16 protein-coding genes are annotated in these 16,975 nt (G+C 71.2%); 8 read left to right on the top strand and 8 right to left on the bottom strand.

From position 1 onward, the window contains the following. Positions 1-26: 26 nt before the first annotated feature. The 4 genes from uvrA to CLT75_RS11015 form a co-directional block, all read right to left on the bottom strand. A complete protein-coding gene (uvrA, locus tag CLT75_RS11030) occupies positions 27-2,507 on the bottom strand; it encodes an excinuclease ABC subunit UvrA (RefSeq protein WP_135243975.1) in 2,481 nt (826 codons plus the stop codon). Positions 2,508-2,692: 185 nt separating this feature from the next. Continuing rightward, positions 2,693-3,583: a glucose-1-phosphate thymidylyltransferase RfbA gene (gene rfbA / locus CLT75_RS11025; protein ID WP_135240714.1), complete on the bottom strand. Its 891-nt coding sequence runs from the start codon at positions 3,581-3,583 to the stop codon at positions 2,693-2,695. A 1-nt stretch (position 3,584) separates the two neighbouring features. Then, positions 3,585-4,694 carry a DegT/DnrJ/EryC1/StrS aminotransferase family protein gene (locus CLT75_RS11020; protein ID WP_135240713.1) on the bottom strand — a complete coding sequence of 370 codons (1,110 nt, stop codon included), beginning with the start codon at positions 4,692-4,694 and terminating at the stop codon, positions 3,585-3,587. Further along, on the bottom strand, positions 4,691-5,320 hold the full coding sequence (locus CLT75_RS11015) for a dTDP-4-dehydrorhamnose 3,5-epimerase family protein (protein WP_209310309.1): 630 nt from the start codon (positions 5,318-5,320) through the stop codon (positions 4,691-4,693). Before CLT75_RS11015 ends, CLT75_RS11020 begins: the two co-directional genes overlap by 4 nt. A gap of 166 nt (positions 5,321-5,486) precedes the next feature. Between CLT75_RS11015 and CLT75_RS11010 the strand changes: the two genes are divergently transcribed. Next, positions 5,487-6,377: an NAD-dependent epimerase/dehydratase family protein gene (locus CLT75_RS11010; protein ID WP_135240712.1), complete on the top strand. Its 891-nt coding sequence runs from the start codon at positions 5,487-5,489 to the stop codon at positions 6,375-6,377. A gap of 7 nt (positions 6,378-6,384) precedes the next feature. Here the strand turns inward: CLT75_RS11010 and CLT75_RS11005 are convergent, their stop codons facing one another. Both CLT75_RS11005 and CLT75_RS11000 read right to left on the bottom strand, forming a co-directional pair. Continuing rightward, positions 6,385-7,596, bottom strand: a complete 1,212-nt coding sequence (locus CLT75_RS11005; protein WP_135240711.1) for a class I SAM-dependent methyltransferase — start codon at positions 7,594-7,596, stop codon at positions 6,385-6,387. A gap of 41 nt (positions 7,597-7,637) precedes the next feature. Further along, complete coding sequence (locus CLT75_RS11000; protein ID WP_135240710.1) at positions 7,638-8,417, bottom strand: cyclase family protein; 780 nt, start codon at positions 8,415-8,417, stop codon at positions 7,638-7,640. Positions 8,418-8,579: 162 nt separating this feature from the next. On the opposite strand from CLT75_RS11000, the gene CLT75_RS10995 reads away from it, so the two are divergent. From CLT75_RS10995 to CLT75_RS10980, 4 genes are read left to right on the top strand one after another with little or no spacing between them, the layout of a single operon-like run. Further along, a complete protein-coding gene (locus CLT75_RS10995; RefSeq protein ID WP_135240709.1) occupies positions 8,580-9,785 on the top strand; it encodes an acyl-CoA dehydrogenase family protein in 1,206 nt (401 codons plus the stop codon). 15 nt (positions 9,786-9,800) lie between these two features. Then, positions 9,801-10,406 (top strand): dTDP-4-dehydrorhamnose 3,5-epimerase family protein, encoded by a 606-nt coding sequence (locus tag CLT75_RS10990; RefSeq protein ID WP_135240708.1) that lies wholly within the window; start codon positions 9,801-9,803, stop codon positions 10,404-10,406. Beyond that, positions 10,394-11,323: an NAD-dependent epimerase/dehydratase gene (locus tag CLT75_RS10985; RefSeq protein ID WP_486485125.1), complete on the top strand. Its 930-nt coding sequence runs from the start codon at positions 10,394-10,396 to the stop codon at positions 11,321-11,323. The genes CLT75_RS10990 and CLT75_RS10985 overlap by 13 nt, the downstream gene beginning before the upstream one ends. Continuing rightward, positions 11,320-12,759 carry an NDP-hexose 2,3-dehydratase family protein gene (locus tag CLT75_RS10980; protein WP_209310308.1) on the top strand — a complete coding sequence of 480 codons (1,440 nt, stop codon included), beginning with the start codon at positions 11,320-11,322 and terminating at the stop codon, positions 12,757-12,759. The genes CLT75_RS10985 and CLT75_RS10980 overlap by 4 nt, the downstream gene beginning before the upstream one ends. Positions 12,760-12,811: 52 nt before the next feature. Here the strand turns inward: CLT75_RS10980 and CLT75_RS10975 are convergent, their stop codons facing one another. Together CLT75_RS10975 and CLT75_RS10970 are read right to left on the bottom strand one after the other, a co-directional pair. Then, positions 12,812-13,921, bottom strand: a complete 1,110-nt coding sequence (locus CLT75_RS10975) for a DegT/DnrJ/EryC1/StrS aminotransferase family protein (protein WP_135240707.1) — start codon at positions 13,919-13,921, stop codon at positions 12,812-12,814. Positions 13,922-13,940: 19 nt separating this feature from the next. Beyond that, positions 13,941-14,195, bottom strand: a complete 255-nt coding sequence (locus tag CLT75_RS10970; RefSeq protein WP_135240706.1) for a phosphopantetheine-binding protein — start codon at positions 14,193-14,195, stop codon at positions 13,941-13,943. A gap of 133 nt (positions 14,196-14,328) precedes the next feature. Between CLT75_RS10970 and CLT75_RS10965 the strand changes: the two genes are divergently transcribed. The 3 genes from CLT75_RS10965 (at position 14,329) to CLT75_RS10955 (ending at position 16,807) form a co-directional block, all read left to right on the top strand. Beyond that, positions 14,329-15,303 (top strand): beta-ketoacyl-ACP synthase 3, encoded by a 975-nt coding sequence (locus CLT75_RS10965; protein WP_135240705.1) that lies wholly within the window; start codon positions 14,329-14,331, stop codon positions 15,301-15,303. After that, positions 15,300-15,752, top strand: a complete 453-nt coding sequence (locus CLT75_RS10960) for an FAS1-like dehydratase domain-containing protein (RefSeq protein WP_135240704.1) — start codon at positions 15,300-15,302, stop codon at positions 15,750-15,752. The genes CLT75_RS10965 and CLT75_RS10960 overlap by 4 nt, the downstream gene beginning before the upstream one ends. A 191-nt stretch (positions 15,753-15,943) precedes the next feature. Continuing rightward, complete coding sequence (locus CLT75_RS10955) at positions 15,944-16,807, top strand: AfsR/SARP family transcriptional regulator (protein WP_318334529.1); 864 nt, start codon at positions 15,944-15,946, stop codon at positions 16,805-16,807. Positions 16,808-16,975 lie beyond the last annotated feature (168 nt).

Raw genomic sequence — 16,975 nt, 5'->3', positions numbered from 1 at the left:
CCGTGCCGGCGGCCCCGAGCGACGGCTCAGCCCGCCAGGACGCGGCGCAGGTAGTAGCCGGTGTGCGAGTCCGTGGCGGCGATCTGCTCGGGGGTGCCGGCGGCGAGGAACCGCCCGCCCGCGTCGCCGCCCTCCGGCCCGAGGTCGACGACCCAGTCGGCGACCTTCGCCACGTCCAGGTTGTGGGTCACTGTCACCACCGTGTGACCCTTCGCCACCAGGTCGTGCAGCACGCCCATGAGCCGCTCGATGTCGCTGGTGTGCAGCCCGACGGTCGGCTCGTCGAGCAGGTACAGCGTGTGCCGGCCGGGCCGCCGGTGCAGTTCAGCGGCGAGCTTGATGCGTTGCGCCTCGCCGCCGGAGAGCGTGTTCGCCGGCTGCCCGATCCGGACGTAGCCGAGGCCGATGTCGCGCAGCACCCGCAATGGTCCGGTGATCGCCGGCTCGCCGACGAAGAACTCCGCCGCCTCGTCGATCGGCATCTCCAGCACCTCGGCGATGGTGCGTCCGCGGTAGTGCACCTGGAGGGTCTCCTCGTTGTACCGCCTGCCGTCACACACCGCGCACGGCAGGAACACGTCCGGCAGGAACGTCATCTCGATCTGGACGGTGCCGTCGCCACCGCAGGCCTCGCAGCGTCCGCCGGCCGAGTTGAACGAGAACCGGCCGGGCTTGAAGTCGCGTCGCCGCGCCTCCTCGGTCGCCGCGAACGCCTTGCGGATGGCGTCGAAGATGCCGGTGTACGTGGCCGGGGTGGACCGGCCGGACCGTCCGATCGGTGACTGGTCGACCCGGATGACCCGGTCGACGCGGGACAACCCGTCCACGCCGTCGTGGGGGAGCGGCTCCGGCGCCGAACCGCCCAGCGCGCGCTCGGCGGCCCGGTACAACGTCTGGTCGACCAGTGTGGACTTGCCCGAGCCGGACACCCCGCAGACCGCCACGAAGCAGCCGAGCGGGAAGGTCACGTCGATACCGGTCAGGTTGTTGCCCCGGGCGTTACGGACGACGACCTCATGGCCCGGCCGGGCGGTACGCCGGCGGCCGGGCACCGGGATGCCGCGCCGCCCGCTGACGTACCCGCCGGTCAGCGAGGACGGATCGGCGAACATCTCGTCCACCGATCCGGCGAAGATCAGCCCGCCGCCGGTCTCGCCCGCGCCCGGACCCATCTCGATCACGTGGTCGGCGGCGGCGATCGTGTCGTGGTCGTGCTCCACCACGATCAGCGTGTTGCCCTGGTCGCGCAGCTCGCGCAGGGTGGTGATGAGCTCGGCGGTGTCCTTCGGGTGCAGCCCGGCGGTCGGCTCGTCGAGGACGTACAGCAGTCCGAACAGCCGGCTGCCGAACTGGCTGGCGAGCCGGATGCGCTGCGCCTCGCCGCCGGAGAGCGTACGGGCCGGCCGGTTCAACGTCAGGTAACCCAGCCCCACCTCGGTGAGGGAGCGCAGCCGGTCCTTGATCTCGTCGACGGCCTGCGCGATCACCCGCCGGTCCCGTTCGTCGACGGTGAGGCCGTCGAAGAAGGTCCGCAGCGCGGTGATCGGCATGGCGGTCAGCTCGGCGATGGTCACGCCGTTCAGCCGGACCGCGAGCTGGCGGGGGACCAGCCGGCCGCCGCCGCAGCCGCCGCAGGTCACGTCGCGCATGAACGCCTGCAGGACGAGGCTGCCGCCCTCGATCCGGGTGCGCTCGTAACGCTGATGGATCCAGGGCACGACGCCGACCAGCGCGTTGCCGCCCACCTCGATGCGCTCGGCCCTGAGCAGCGTCTCGCGCAGCTCCGCCGGCAGGGTGCGCCAGGGCACGTCCATGCTGTGGCCGCGCCGGTCGAGATACTCGGCCAGCAGCCGCCGTTCGGCGTCGGCCCGGACCGGCTTGGTGAGTTTGGCCTCGGCGGTCCGGTTGGCCGGTGCCCGCCAGGGCGCCAGGGCGCCGTTGGCAAGCGAGCGGCCCTCGTCCGGCACGACCAAGTCGTCCTGCACCTCCAGCCGGCTGCCCAGACCGCCGCAGTCGGGGCACTGCCCGAAGGGGAGGTTGAACGAGAACGCCCGGCTGGCCATCTCGGGGATCTCGGTGTCGTGCCGGTCCGGGCACGCCCAGCCCTCGCCGGTCGACCGCAGCGGCGCGTCGCAGACCGTGCAGTGCGGCCGGCCCGCCTGCGCGTAGACCACCCGGACCAGGTCGTAGACCTCGGTGACCGTGCCCACGGTGGAACGAGGGCTGCGGGACGCCGATGTGCGCTGGTCCACCGCGACCGCGTTGCACAGCCCTTCGATACGGTCGACGTCGGGCTTGTCCATCGTGTCGAGGAACTGCCTGGCATATGTCGACATCGATTGCATCTGGCGGCGCTGCGCCTCCGCATAAATGGTGTCGAACGCGAGTGACGATTTACCGGAGCCCGATACCCCGGTGAAGACGACCAGTTGCCGGTGCGGTAGATCCACGTTCACGTCGCGCAGATTGTGTACCCGTGCCCCGCGGACGATGAGCCGGCTCGGCAGCGTCGTGCTCCTGTTTTCGGGCACAGTGATGCCCGGGTGCGAAACCACGGCGGAAGATCCCCTATCGGCTTGGCGTCGGTGGAGGTGCCCGACTCTAACCCGGATTCTTCGGGCCCGGCAACCGTGAAATGCAATTCGAGCGCGATTCCTGTCGCGAAATCCTTGACAGCAAGAATGGCATTTTGTCAAATGTGGACGCGCGTGGCCGGTGCCTCGTCCGCGATGGACATGACGTATCGGCCGTAGCCGGAGCTGGCCAGCCGGGCACCCAGCTCGCGGCAGGCCGCGGCGTCGATGTAGCCCATGCGCAGGGCCACCTCCTCCACGCAGGCGATCCGGATGCCCTGCCGCTCCTCGAGCGTGTGCACGTACTGCCCGGCCGAGAGCAACGCCTCCGGCGTGCCGGTGTCGAGCCAGGCGAACCCGCGGCCCAGATCGACGAGCCGCGCCGCGCCGCGCCGGATGTACTCCCGGTTCACGTCGGTGATCTCCAGCTCGCCACGGGCGGACGGGCGGAGGTTCTTCGCGATGTCGACGACCGCGTTGTCGTAGAAGTAGAGGCCGGTGATCGCGCGGTTGGACCGGGGCCTCGCCGGCTTCTCCTCGATCGAGACCAGGCGTCCGGCCGCGTCGACCTCGCCGACGCCGTACCGCTGCGGGTCGTGGACCCGGTAGCCGAACAGCACGCAGCCGCGCAGGTCCGCGGTGTGCCGGTGCAGCAGTTCGGTGAAGTTCGGACCGTGGAAGATGTTGTCCCCCAGCACCAGGGCGGCGTCGTCGTCGCCGACGTGGTCGGCGCCGATCACGAAGGCCTCGGCGAGCCCGTTCGGCTGGGGCTGGGCCGCGTAGTCGATCCGCAGGCCCAGATGGCCGCCGTCGCCGAGCAGACGGCGGAACGCCGGCAGGTCCACCGGCGTGGAGATGATCAGGATGTCCCGGATGCCGGCGAGCATGAGCACCGACAGCGGGTAGTAGATCATCGGCTTGTCGCCGACCGGCAGGAGCTGCTTGGACACCGCGAGGGTGGCCGGATGCAGCCGGCTGCCGGCGCCGCCGGCCAGGATGATGCCCTTCACGTCACCACCCCGCCCGGATCGTGTCGGCGATCTTCTCCCGGTCCTCGTCGCCGACCCACCAGCCGACCGGGACGCAGACCAGCCGCCGGTCGACGTCGTCGACGCCCGGCAGCGGCGCGGCGTACTTGCGGACGCACGTGTGCGCGTCGTTGCGCGCGTGCACCTGACTCACGGTGATCCCGGCCTCGGTCATCCGCCTGACGAAACCGGCCCGGTCCGCCACCTTCAGCGGATAGATCCAGAACGAGCTCTCCCGGTCGTCGCGCCGTTCGGTCAGCTCGACGCCCGCGACCCCGGCCAGCCGGCTGTCGTAGTACGCCGCGTTGGCCCGGTGCCGCGCCACCACCTCGTCGGAGTAGGCGAGGTTGGCCAGGCCGATGGCGGCGTTGATGTCGGTCATGTGGAACTTGTAGCCCCACTCGGTCACGTCCGGCGGCGTCCGCAGCCGGTCCACCGAGCGGTCGATGCCGAACCAGCGCAGCAGCGTGGCCCGGCGGTGCGACTCGTCGTCGGCGAGCGTGATCAGGCCGCCGTCACCGCAGGTGAGGTGCTTGACCGCCTGGAAACTGAAGACCGACACGTTGCCGTGGTTGCCCAGCGGCACACCCCGGTAGGTCGCGCCCCAGGCGTGTGCGCAGTCCTCGATCACCACCGGGCGTACGCCGTGCTCGGCCTCGGCCCGGTCCAGGACGGCGCGCAACCGGTCCAGGTCCACCGGGTAGCCGGCGAAGTGCACCACCATGATCGCTCGGGTGTTTCGGGTGATCTTGCCGGCCAGGTCGTCCAGGTCCACGTTGAGCGTGGCCGGGTCCACGTCCACCCAGCGGATGTCCAACCCGTTGGCCAGGATCGTCCAGTTGGTGGCCTCCATGGTCATCGGGGTGGAGAGGACCTCACCGCCCGGCTCGCCGTCGGTGGCCAGCCGCAGCGCCAGGTGCAGCCCGGCGGTCGCGCTGCTCACGGTCGCCACCCGGGGGTTGCCGATGCGGGCCGCCAGCTCGGCCTCGAACCGGGCCACCCGGGCACCCTGGCCGACCTGCCCGCTGGCCACCACCTCGGCGACCGCACCCGGCGCCTGGACCGACATGGGCACCCGGAACAGCGGGATCATCGCAGCACCTCCGTCGCCCGGCCGGCCCGGCTCAGGCGCTGCGCGCCGAGCGCCTGGCAGTCCGCCCAGGTGGGGAGAAGCCCCTGCTCGGCCGCCTGGGCCAGGCTCGGCGCCAGCCGGTCCTGCTCGGACAGGACCGGCTCGCCGTGCCGCGGCCAGGGCAGGTCCAGGGCCGGATCGAACGGGTTGATCTGGAAGGACGCCGCCGGGTCGTAGGTGCTGGAGCACAGATAGACCACCGTCGCCTCGTCGGTGAGCGGGGCGAAGCCGTGCACCAGACCCTCCGCCAGGTACAGCGCCTGCCGCTCCTCGTCGTCCAGGCGTACCGGCACGTGCTCGCCGAACGTGGGTGAGCCGATCCGGGTGTCCACCACGATGTCGACGATCGCGCCGCGCACGCATGTGGCGTACCGGGCCTGGCCGGGCGGGATGGCCACGCCGTGCAGCCCCCGGACCGTGCCGCGCCGCGACGACGAACAATTGACCTGGGCCATCTCGAACGGATGGCCGACGGCGTCGGCGAAGTCGGGCTGGTTGAAGATTTCGAGAAAGAGGCCGCGGCGGTCCGGAAAAATCCGGGGCCGAACGAGGTACGCACCCGCCAGGCCCAATGGCTCGATCCGCATCTGCAATCCTCCAGTAGTCGATACGCGGCGAACGCTATAGAGCGCGATTAGGGCCCTGATCCAAGCCCGGTCGAGAAGCGTTAGGCAGCGGTTGTCGGCGTTCGTCCGGCTCGTTACGGTCGGTCCCGCGGCGGGGTGCCGCCGGGGAATCGGCGAAGGAGTCGGCATGTCGCGTATCGCGGTGATCGGTGCGACCGGGTCGGTGGGACGGCAGATCTGCGCGCGGTTCGCCGAGGCGGGCCAGGAGGTTCTCGCGGTGGCGCGCGGCCACACGGCCCGGGTGGGGCCGTACCCGTTCGTCGCCCGCGACGTCGCCGCGGACGACGCCGTCGAGCTGGCCCGGTTCCTGCGGTCCCACGACGTACGGGTGGTGGTCAACGCGGCCGGCCGGTGGGGGCCGACACGCGCGGAGATGCTGCGATCGCACCTGGGCGTGGCGCAGCGCCTGGCCGAGGCCCGCTCCCTGATGGACGATCCGCCCCGGCTGGTACACCTCGGCACGGTGCACGAGTACGGACCGGCCCCGGCCGGCGTGGATCTCGACGAGCGGCAGCCGGTCGACCCGGGCACCCCGTACGCGATGGTGAAGGTGGCCTGCTCGATGGCGGTGCTGGCGGCCGGCGGCGTCGTGCTGCGCTGCGCCAACATGTTCGGTCCGTACCCGCCGGAGGAGACGTTCTTCGCCGCGGTCCTGCGGCGGCTGCGCGCCGCGTCGCGGGACCGGAGTGTGGTGGAGCTGACAGTGGCCGACGCGCGCCGTGACTTCGTCGACGTCAGAGACGTGGCCGGCGCGGTGCTGGCCGCGGCGTCCGCGCCGGTCGAGGGACAGGTGCTCAACGTCGGCAGCGGGCACGCCCACCCGCTGCGCGAACTGGTCGACGGCCTGATCGCGGAGGCGGGCGTCCCCGCGTCCCGTGTCCGGATCGTCGAGCAGGACGTGCCGAGCCACGGCGGCGGATGGATCCGGGTGGACACACGCGCGGCGCAGCGGCTGACCGGATGGCGGCCCCGCTACACCGCGCGCGAGTCACTTCGCGCCATGTGGGCGCAGGTCTGAACCCGGCTCAGGAGATCCGGACGTCCGGCACGTAGGTGATCCACCGTCCGCCGGCGTCGTGGAACGCCTTCTCCTTCTGCTTGATCTCCTCCTCGTGGTTCCACGCGAAGAGGATCGCGTAGTCCGGCCGGGTCTCGGTGAGGCCGCTCGCCGGACGTACCGGGATGTGCGACCCCGGCATGACCCGTCCGTGCTTGGCCGCAGTGGTGTCGTAGACCACCTCGACCAGGTCCGGTCCGATACCGCAGTAGTTGGTCACGGTGGCGCTCTTCGCGGTGGCGCCGTAGCCGACCACCCGCTTGCCCTCCGCGCGCAGGCGCCGCAGGAGCTCGACCAGGTCGCCGCAGATCCGCTTCACGTTGGCGCCGAACTGCTCGAAGGTGGTGTGATCCAGCATTCCACGTTCGCGTTCCTCGGCGATCATGGCCTCCACCGCGGCGGTCACCGGGCGGGTGCCGGGCCGGGCGATGGTGTAGCGGACCTCGCCGCCGTGCACGGAGAGCCGCTGCACGTCCACCAGATCGAAGCCGAACCGGCGGGCGGCCGCCCGCACCGAGTTCACCGAGAACAGGTAGAAGTGCTCGTCGTAGATCTGGTCGAACGTGTTCAGTTCGAGGATGTCACCCAGGTAGGGGTCCTCGAACACGAAGACGCCGCCGGGCGCCAGCAGCGCGTCCACCCCGCGGAAGATCGAGTCGAGGTACGGGATGTGGCAGATGGTGTTCGCCGCAAAGATCACGTCGGCCGGGCCGTCCTCGGCGCGGATCCGGCGCGCCGACTCCTCCTCGAAGAACGTGGTGACCACCCGGATCCCCTCGGCCCGGGACAGGTCCGCCACGCCGCCCGAGGGTTCCACGCCCAGGTGCCGTACCCCCGCGTCGCGGATCGTGCGCAGCATGACGCCGTCGTTGCTGCCGATCTCCACGATGAACGGGTCGTCGGCGGTGAGCTCCTCGCGCAGGAAGCGCCGGGCGGTGCCGGCGAAGTGCTCGCGCATCCGGGCCGAGCCGGAGGAGTGGTACGGGTAGCCGTCGTGGAACATCCGGTCCCGGGGCACCTCCTCCAGCAGCTGGACCATGGCGCAGCTCTCGCAGATGCCCACCGCGAGCCGGAAGAAGAACTCGTCGTCCACCCGGTCGGGTTCCGGGAAGGTGTCGGACAGTGGCTGCCGCCCGAAGTCGAAGAACTCGCCGACGGTGCTCCCGCAGATGCGACACATGTTGCTCTCTCCTCGCTCGGGGGTCGATTCCTTGCTCGCGGTCAGTCGCCGACGACGGCTACCGCACGGGCCCACCCCGCGCCGGCGCGGGCGATCTTGACGGGGAGGCACACCACCTGGAAGCCGGTCGGCCCCGGCAGCGCGTCCAGATTCGCCAGCCGCTCGATCTGGCAGTACTCGCGGTCCCGGCCGGCGAAGTGGGCCGGCCAGAGGACGGACCGGTCGCCGGTGCGGCGGTACCGGGTGATGATGTCGCCGAACGGCGCGTCCAGGCTGAACGCGTCCGTGCCGATCACCCGGACGCCGAGGTCCAGCAGCAGATGCACCGCCGGGCCGTCCAGCCCGGTGAACTCGGTGAAGTACTCACGGGTGCCGGCCCGGCGGTCGGCGCCGGTGTGCAGCAGCACGATGTCGTACGGCTGCGGCGTGTGTCCGATCCGCTCGAACTCGCGCCGGAGGTCGTCGACGCCCGCCGTGCCGGTGCCGTGCCCCGTCAGGTCGAGCACGACACCGGGCCGGACGAACCAGTCCAGCGGCATCTGGTCGATGTGCCGGGGGGTGCCGTCGCCGTAGCCGGCCCGCGAGCCGTAGTGCGACGGCGCGTCCACGTGCGTGCCGGTGTGTGTGGTCAGCGTCAGCGTGTCCAGCGACAGGAACTCGCCGTCGGGCAGTTCGTCCGGGTCGAAGTCGATGCCCAGGTGGGTCCGCATCTCCGCGCTCATGTGCAGTGCGCCGGCGCGCGGGTCGAGCACCTCGTGCCGGACCGGATCCGGTTCGAACCCCGACGCGTCCACCGGTGACGACAGATCGATGAGCCGCACGATCACCTCCGTTTGCCCGTACCGCCACGATGGTCGGCGTGCCGGCTCGAAAAGCATTGGAGCTTCACTCGTCGCCGCCCGGTAGCGGATTTCGAGTGGGGCTGGATTCCGAGCGCCGACCATCGCAGGGAGATCGGCGAACCTGCGACGACGGAGTGCGCGATGGTGATGGAGACCGCAAGCCGGCCCTGGGCCGGGGACCTCGACCAGCCGGTGACCGCCCCGGGCGCCGAGCTGCTCCGACTGATCTCCGCGCATCTGCCGCAGATCAGCGCCGGCGCGGCCGCGCACGACCGGGCCGGCACGTTCCCGGCGGAGGCGTTCGAGAACCTGCGCAAGGACGGAGTGCTCGGCGCGACAGTGCCGCGTGAGCTGGGCGGGCTCGGCGTCACCAGCCTGCACGACGTGGCACTGACGCTGCGGCGGGTCGGCGCGGCCGACGGCTCCGCCGCGCTGGCGCTGCACATGCAGCTCAGCCGGGCCCTGACCCTGACCTACGAATGGCGGCACGGCGCCCCGGCGGCCGCCGCTCTGGCCGAGCGGATGCTGCGGGCGATGGGCTCCGGTGAGGCGGTGGTCTGCACCACGGTCAAGGACGCGGTGGCGCACCGGGTGGTCAGCCGGCTGACCCCGGGCGAGCCGGGCGAGTGGGTGCTCAACGGCCGCAAGATGCTGGCGACCATGGCGCCGATCGCGACCACCTTCGTCATCTCGGCCCGCACCAAGGTGCCGGGGGCGCAGCCGGAGCAGGTCGCGGTGGTCCTCGACCGGAACACCCCGGGGCTGTCCGTGTGCGACGACTGGGACGGGCTCGGCATGCGCGCCTCGGGCAGCGTGGACATCCTGATGGAGGACTGCGTGGTGCCGGAGCGCGACGTCTTCTTCCGCGGCCCGGTCGGCGACCGCGACGACGCCGCCTTGGCCGGTCAGACGGTCAGCTCGATCACCATGCTCGGCATCTACCTCGGTATCGCCGGCGCGGCCCGGGACCTGGCCGTGGCGACCGTCCGGCAGCGGGGTTCCGGGCAGGCCGGCGCCCGCACCCTGATCGTCGAGGTCGACGCGAAGCTGCAGGCGGCGCGGGCGACCACGGCCCTGGCCCTGGCGGAGGCCGACGCGCCGCCCGCCGGGGAGCCGGCCGTGCGGGGCCGGCGGCTCATGACCTCGTTCCAGCGCGCGAAGCTCATGGTCAACCGGCTCGCCCCGGAGATCGTCGGCGACTGCATGACGCTTGTCGGAGGAGCGTCGTTCGTGGCCGGTCACCCGCTGGCCCGGCTGGCCCGGGACGCGCGCGCCGGCTCCTTCATGCACCCCTTCACGTACGCCGACGGCGTCGACTTCCTGAGCCGCACCGCGCTCGAGGACTGACGAGGAGACTTCGACATGCAGGTACGCGAGTTGTCGGTATCCGGCGCCTACGAGTTCGTCCCGGACGTGTTCCCGGACGATCGCGGTTTGTTCGTGTCGCCCTTCCAGCAGCAGGGTTTCCGCTCCGTGACCGGGCATCCGGCACTGCCGGTGGCGCAGACCAACCACAGCCGGTCGCGGCGTGGCGTCGTGCGCGGGGTGCACTTCACCACCACACCGCCCGGCACGGCCAAGTACGTCTACTGCCCGCGCGGCCGCTCCATGGACATCGTGGTCGACATCCGGGTGGGCTCGCCCACGTACGGCGAGTGGGACGCGGTCCTGCTGGACCAGGAGGACTTCCGCGCGCTCTACCTGCCGGTCGGGGTGGGGCACGCGTTCGTCGCCCTCGAGGACGAGACCGTCATGTCCTACCTGCTCACCAACCCGTACGTGCCGGAGTACGAGCAGTCGATCGCGGCGCTCGATCCGGCGCTCGGCCTGCCCGTGCCCACCGACATCGAGCCGGTGCAGTCCGAGCGCGACCGCGCCGCCATGACGTTGGAGCAGGCGCGTCGCGCCGGCCTGCTGCCGGACTACGAGACCTGCCGGCGGGCGGAGAAGGCGGTGTGGGAAGCGTGAGCCGGGTCGCGGTCATGGGCGCGAGCGGCTGCGTGGGCCGGCAGGTGTGCGCGGCGTTCGCCCATGCGGGCCACCCGGTCGTCGCGGTCTCCCGCCGGCCGGCGTCGCACCTGGCGGCGTACCGGTTCCGGTCCCTGGACCTGGCGTCCGTGCCCCCGGAACGGCTGGCCCGCGTACTCGACGAGGAACGGTGCGACGTCGTCGTCAACGTGACCGGGGGCTGGGGGAGTACGCCGGAGGCGATGCGGCACGACCACATCGGCCTGACCGGCCGGCTGGTGCGCGCCGTCGCGGCCGCGGCCCGCGGGCCGCGGCTGGTGCACCTCGGCACGATCCACGAGTACGGCCCGGTGCCCGACGGCGCGGTGATCGACGAGTCGGTCCCGCCGGCCCCGGTGACCGAGTACGCGCGCACGAAGCTCGCCGGCTCGCGATCGGTGCTCGACGCGACCGCGCGCGGCGAGATCGACGGCGTGGTGCTGCGGGCGGTGAACCTGTGCGGTCCGTACCCGGCCGAGCCGAGCTTCCCGGGCTTCCTGCTGCGCCGGCTCCGGGCCGCTGTCGCCGGTGACGACGTGCTGGAACTGACCGTCGCCTCCGCCCACCGGGACTATCTGGACGTGCGCGACGCCGCGGACGCGATCCGGCGGGCGGCCACCACCGACGCGGCAGTGACCGGCCAGGTGGTCAACATCGGACGGGGCGAGGCGGTGCCCATGCGCGAGCTGGTACGGATGGCGGTCGCCGCGGCCGGCATCCCGCCGGCCCGGGTCCGCCTGGTCGCGCAGCCGGTCGACAGCAAGGGCGGCGACTGGACACTGGCCGGCATCCGGCGGGCCGAACAGCTGATCAAGTGGCGGCCGCGCATCGGCCTGGCCGCATCGTTGAGCGCTATGTGGGGATCGGAGTCCACGTGACCGAGCACCGCCTGCTGCCGTACCGCGACGAACTGATGCCGGCCCGGATCGCCGACTCGTCGCTGACGCCCGCCGGGGATCCGGGGGAGGCCGCCCGGCTCCGGCAGTGGCTGGCCGAGCTGGGCGAGCGGTCCTTCACCAGGGCACGGCGCATCCCGCTGGAGGAGATGACCGGCTGGCACACCGACCCGGCGACCGGCGACCTGCGGCACGACAGCGGCAAGTTCTTCACGGTCGAGGGCCTGGACGTGCACATGCCGGACGGGCCGGTGACCCGGTGGAGCCAGCCGATCATCAATCAGCCGGAGGTGGGCATCCTCGGCATCCTCGCCAAGGAGATCGACGGGGTGCTGCGCTTCCTGATCCAGGCGAAGGCGGAGCCCGGCAACTGCAACGGGCTCCAGCTCGCGCCGACGGTCCAGGCGACCCGCAGCAACTACACCCGGGTGCACGGCGGCAAGGCGGTGCCGTATCTGGAGTACTTCCAGCGCAGCGGCGGGCACCGGGTGATCGCCGACGTACGGCAGTCCGAGCAGGGATCGTGGTTCCAGCACAAGCGCAACCGCAACATGGTCGTCGAGGTGACCGGCGACGTGCCGGTGCTGGACGGGTTCCGCTGGATGACGCTGGGAGAGATCCACCGGTCCTTCCGTGTGGACAACATGGTGACCATGGACGCCCGCACGGTGCTCTCCTGCCTGCCGTTCGCCGCCCCCGGGCTGGCGGACAGGCAGACCGGCCCGCGCGACGACTTCCGGTCGGCGCTGCTGCGCTCGTGCCGTCCCGAGAAGGGGAGCCTGCACACCACGGGCGAGATCCTCAGCTGGATCACCGAGAGCCGTACCGGCCGGGACGTCTGGACCCGGCGGATCCCGTTGCGGCAGGTGCGGTCCTGGCAGCGCGTGGACGGGCGGATCTCGCACGTCAACGGGCTCTACTTCGACGTGATCGGGCTGGACGTGGTGGCCGCCGGCCGGGAGGTCGCCCACTGGCGCCAGCCCGCCATCGAGCCGCACGGTGTGGGTGTGGTGGCATTCCTGGCCCGGGTGTTCGACGGGGTGCTGCACGTCCTCGTCAACGCCCGCGCCGAACCCGGCTTCGTGGACGCCGTCGAGCTCGCGCCGACGGTGCAGTGCATCCCGCAGAACTTCGACCCGCTGCCGTCGGACCAGCGTCCCCGGTTCCTCGACGACGTGCTGGCCGCGCGGCCCGATCGGATCCGGTTCGACACCGAGCTGTCCGAGGAGGGCGGCCGGTTCCACCACGCCCGCAACCGGTATCTGGTGGTCGAGACCGACGTGGACGCCGCGGGCGACCTGCCGGACTTCCGCTGGATGACCCTGCACCAGCTGGTCGACCTGCTGCGGCACAGCCATTACCTCAACGTCCAGGCGCGCAGCCTGGTGGCCTGCCTGCACAGCCTGACCTCGGCCTGACGGCTGCGACCTCCGGCGCCGTGGGGCGCCGGAGGTCGCAGGGGTACGGGGGTCAGAGCTGCGCGATCGTCTTGCGGATCAGCTCCATGACGCGGTCCTGCACGTCGGTCGGGAGCGATGGGTACATCGGCAGCGAGAAGATCTCCCGGGCCGCCGCCTCGGTGTGGGGCAGGCTGCCCTGGGGCCAGCCGAGATGCGCGAAGCCGGTCATGGTGTGCACCGGCCACGGGTAGCTGATGTTGAGGTGGACGTCGTGCTTGCGCAGCTCCGCCAGGATCGTGTCCCGCGCCGGATGCCGGACCACGTACACGTAGTAGGCGTGGTCGTTGCCGGGGGCGGTGGTCGGCAGCACCAGGCCGCTGTCGGCCAGGCCCTCGGCGTACCGGTCCGCCACGGCCCGCCGGCCGGCGACGTAGTCGTCCAGGCGCCGCAGCTTGCGCCGCAGGATCTCGGCCTGCACCTCGTCGAGCCGCGAGTTGTGCCCCGGCGTCTGGACGACGTAGTACCGCTCCTCCATGCCGTAGTAGCGCAACCGCCGCAGTGCGCGCTGTGCCGAGTCGTCGTCGGTGATCACCGCGCCCCCGTCGCCGTACGCGCCGAGCACCTTGGTGGGGTAGAAGGAGAAGGCGGCGGCGTCGCCCAGGGTGCCGGCCAGCCGGCCGTGGTAGCGGGCGCCGTGTGCCTGCGCGCAGTCCTCCAGTACGGCCAGGCCGTGCCGGCTCGCGAGCCGCCGCAGGGGCGCCATGTCCACGCACTGGCCGTAGAGGTGGACCGGAAGCAGACAGCGGGTCCGCTCGGTGACGGCCGCGGCCACCTGTTCGGTGTCCATCAGGTAGGTGACGGGATCGATGTCGACGAACACCGGGGTCGCGCCGGCGCCGTCGATCGCCACGACTGTCGGCGCCGCGGTGTTGGACACCGTGATGACCTCGTCGCCGGGCCCGACGCCGAGCGCCTGAAGGCCGAGCTTGACCGCGTTGGTGCCGTTGTCGACGCCCGTGCAGTGCGCGACACCGTGGTACGCGGCGAACTCCTCCTCGAACCCGCGCACGCTCTGCCCGAGCACCAGCTGGCCGGACCGGAACACCGAGTCGACGGCGGCCAGGAGATCGTCGCGCTCCTTCTCGTACTCCGCGAGGTAGTCCCAGACGTAGGTGGTCATGTCGTGGTGGTGTCCCTTCTCAGACGCCGGCCAGCCGGCCGTTCACGTACTCCAGGACCTCCGCCGGGGTCCGCAGCCGGTCGACCGCCTCGTCCGGGATGGTGACGTGCAGGCCGTCCTGGATGCGCGTGACGATCTCGTAGAGGGCCAGCGAGTCGAAACCGAGATCGTCGAAACGGTCGTGCAGCGTCGCCTCGGTGACGGCGGCGGTGTCCTCGCCCCCGAGGCACTCCTCGATGATCGCCCGTAGGTCCTCGATGGTGAATTGGCGCATGCTCCGAGGCTGGTGGGATGGGCTCGAGCGACGGTCGAAGCCGGGTCTGGCGACACTCGGACGGTTCCTCGACTACTCCTTGAGGTCGTTATGTGACTGTGTCCAAGTGATCTCATCACTGCGGACGCCGAGCATGCGACACGCCAGGCTTTCGGCGGTCGGCGCATACCGGCCGCGCCGGGTGGTGTCGAACGCGGAGATCTGCACGCGCATCGACTCCACCGAGGAGTGGATCGAGAGCCGATCCGGTATCCGGAGCCGGCGCTTCGCGGCGCCGGACGAGACACTCCCGGCGATGGCGGAGGCGGCCGCCGGCGCCGCGCTGACCGAGGCGGGCGTCGCGCCGGAGCGCATCGGTGCGGTGGTGCTGGCCAGCATGTCCAACCTCGTGCAGACCCCGCCGCTGGCGGCGACGGTCGCGCACCGGGTGGGCGCCGTGGCGGCGGGTGCGTTCGACCTGTCGGGGGCGTGCGCGGGGTTCTGCCACGCGCTCGCGGTGGCCGGGGACATGGTCCGTGCGGGGAGTGCGGAGCACGTCCTGGTGGTCGCGGTGGAGCGGATGACCGACATCGTGGATCCGGCGGACCGGTCGATCGCGTTCCTCTTCGCCGACGGCGCGGGGGCCGTGGTGGTCGGGCCGTCCGACCGTCCCGGCCTGGGCCCGGTGGTGCGTGGCGCGCACGGTGACATGGCCGCGGCGCTGCGGATGACCGGTTCGTGGGCGGACTTCCGGGCCGATCCGAGTAGTCTCCCGCCCGTCATGCGGATGGACGGTCGGCGGATCTTCCGCTGGGCGGTCGACGAGGTCGCACCGGCGGCGCAGCGGGCACTGGAGCTGGCCGGCGTCGTACCGGAGGACCTGGCCGCCTTCGTCCCGCACCAGGCGAACACACGGATCATCGACCTGATGGTGCAGCGGCTCGAGCTGCCGGACTCCGTGGCGGTGGCGCGCGACCTGGTCACCGCAGGCAACACCTCGGCGGCGTCCATCCCGCTCGCCCTGCACGGCCTGCGGGATGCCGGCGCGGCCCGTTCCGGCGAACCGGCGTTGCTCGTCGGCTTCGGTGCCGGTCTGACCTACGCCGCCCAGGTGGTCATGCTGCCATGAGCGGTCCGGATACCGACGGCGGCACCGGGACACATCGGCGGTTCCCGGTCGACGGGCCGTACCTGGTGGGCCGGGAACAGGTGCGAGTGTTCGCCGCGGCCCTCGGGGAACGGGATCCGGTCTGCCATGATCTCATGGCGGCACGCCGGCGGGGGTTCCCCGATCTCGTGGCACCGCCGAGCTTCGCCGCCGTGCTCACGCTGCCGGCGGACCTGTTGGTGCTGGGCGGGCTGGCGCCCGCCGTGGATCCGGACCACGTGGTGCACGCGGGTCAGGACTTCCGTCACCACCGGCCGATAGTGGCCGGTGACCTGCTGCGCGTCGCGGTACGGCTGACCGGCGTGCGGCGCGTGCGGGGTAGCCGGGTCGCCACCACCCGCGCGGTGGTCGTCGACAGCGCCTCCGAGGTCATTACCACATCTACGGCTACCTATGTACTGCGACATTAACACGCGGAGTTCGGCAGGTCGTGAATACACAGCGATATCTCAGGGTCCGGGGCGTTTCCGCAGCGTCTTGGGGGTCCAATTGACAGGACTGGTTGCGCAGCGGTGAATACCCTGTCGCGGTCTGTGTCCAACTGGTAGGGTCGATCGGGACCGATGTATGTTTCCCAACTGGACTGTGGGGGGTTCAGCAAGTGGTCAAGCATGTCGTCGAATTCGGTGTTCTCGGTTCACTGTCATTCTGTGTTAATGGCGGGTTGAATCACGCGCCGACTGCACCGAAATTGCGGCGGGTCCTCGCCATGTTGCTGGTCTACTCCGGGCAGGTGGTGCCGGTCTCCTCGCTGATCCGCGAGTTGTGGGACCATCAGCCGCCGGTGAGCGGACTCACCACCCTGCAGACCTACATCCTGAACCTGCGCAAGCTCTTCGCCGCGGCCACCGGCATGCCCTCCGGGCAGGTCTCCCGCAGCGTCCTGGTCACCAAGGCGGGCGGCTACCTCCTGCAGGCCGACGCCGGCCAGCTCGACGTCCATCGGTATCACGACCTGGTCAAGGAGGGGCGGGAGGCGCTGAGCGCGGGAGACGACAGGTCCGGCGTCCGGCGGATGACCGACGCGTTGCGGCTCTGGCGTGGCCCGGCCCTGGTGGACGTGCCGGCCGGGCCGGTGCTGGAGTCCAAGCGGCGGCAGTTCGAGGAGTCCCGGCTGGTGGTGCTGGAGTACCTCGTGGACGCCGAGCTGCGGCTGGGCATGTACCGCGAGGTGCTCACCGAACTGGCCGCGCTCACGGTGGAGAACCCCCTGCACGAGGGCATGCACGCCCAGTACATGCGGGCGCTCTACCTCAGTGGACGACGGGCTCAGGCGCTGGAGGTCTTCCACCGGCTGCGCAGCGACCTGGTGAACGAATTGGGCCTGGAGCCGGGGCCGCAGATCCAGCGCCTGCACCAGGCGGTGCTCAATGCCGATGACATGGGTGACGACCATCTTTCCGCAGGTCGTCCGCTCGGTGACATCATTCGGACGTCGGGCCTGGGTAACGCCCGGTCATATTGATCTCCGGCCCTTCAGTGATCCTCTAAGGGAATTATTCCGGAGATTGCTAGCGTTTTTTCGTGACTCATTTCCGAGAAGCGGTGGAAACGGTCCGGAAAAGGGCCGAGATCGGGCGCCGACTGCAGATCGTGCACGGAGTCCAATGGTTGTACGCGACCTCCGGCGCGC

Source organism: Micromonospora sp. CNZ285 (assembly GCF_004637285.1).
Note: the sequence above shows the minus strand (reverse complement) of the source record. Positions and strands in the feature narration are given on the sequence as shown.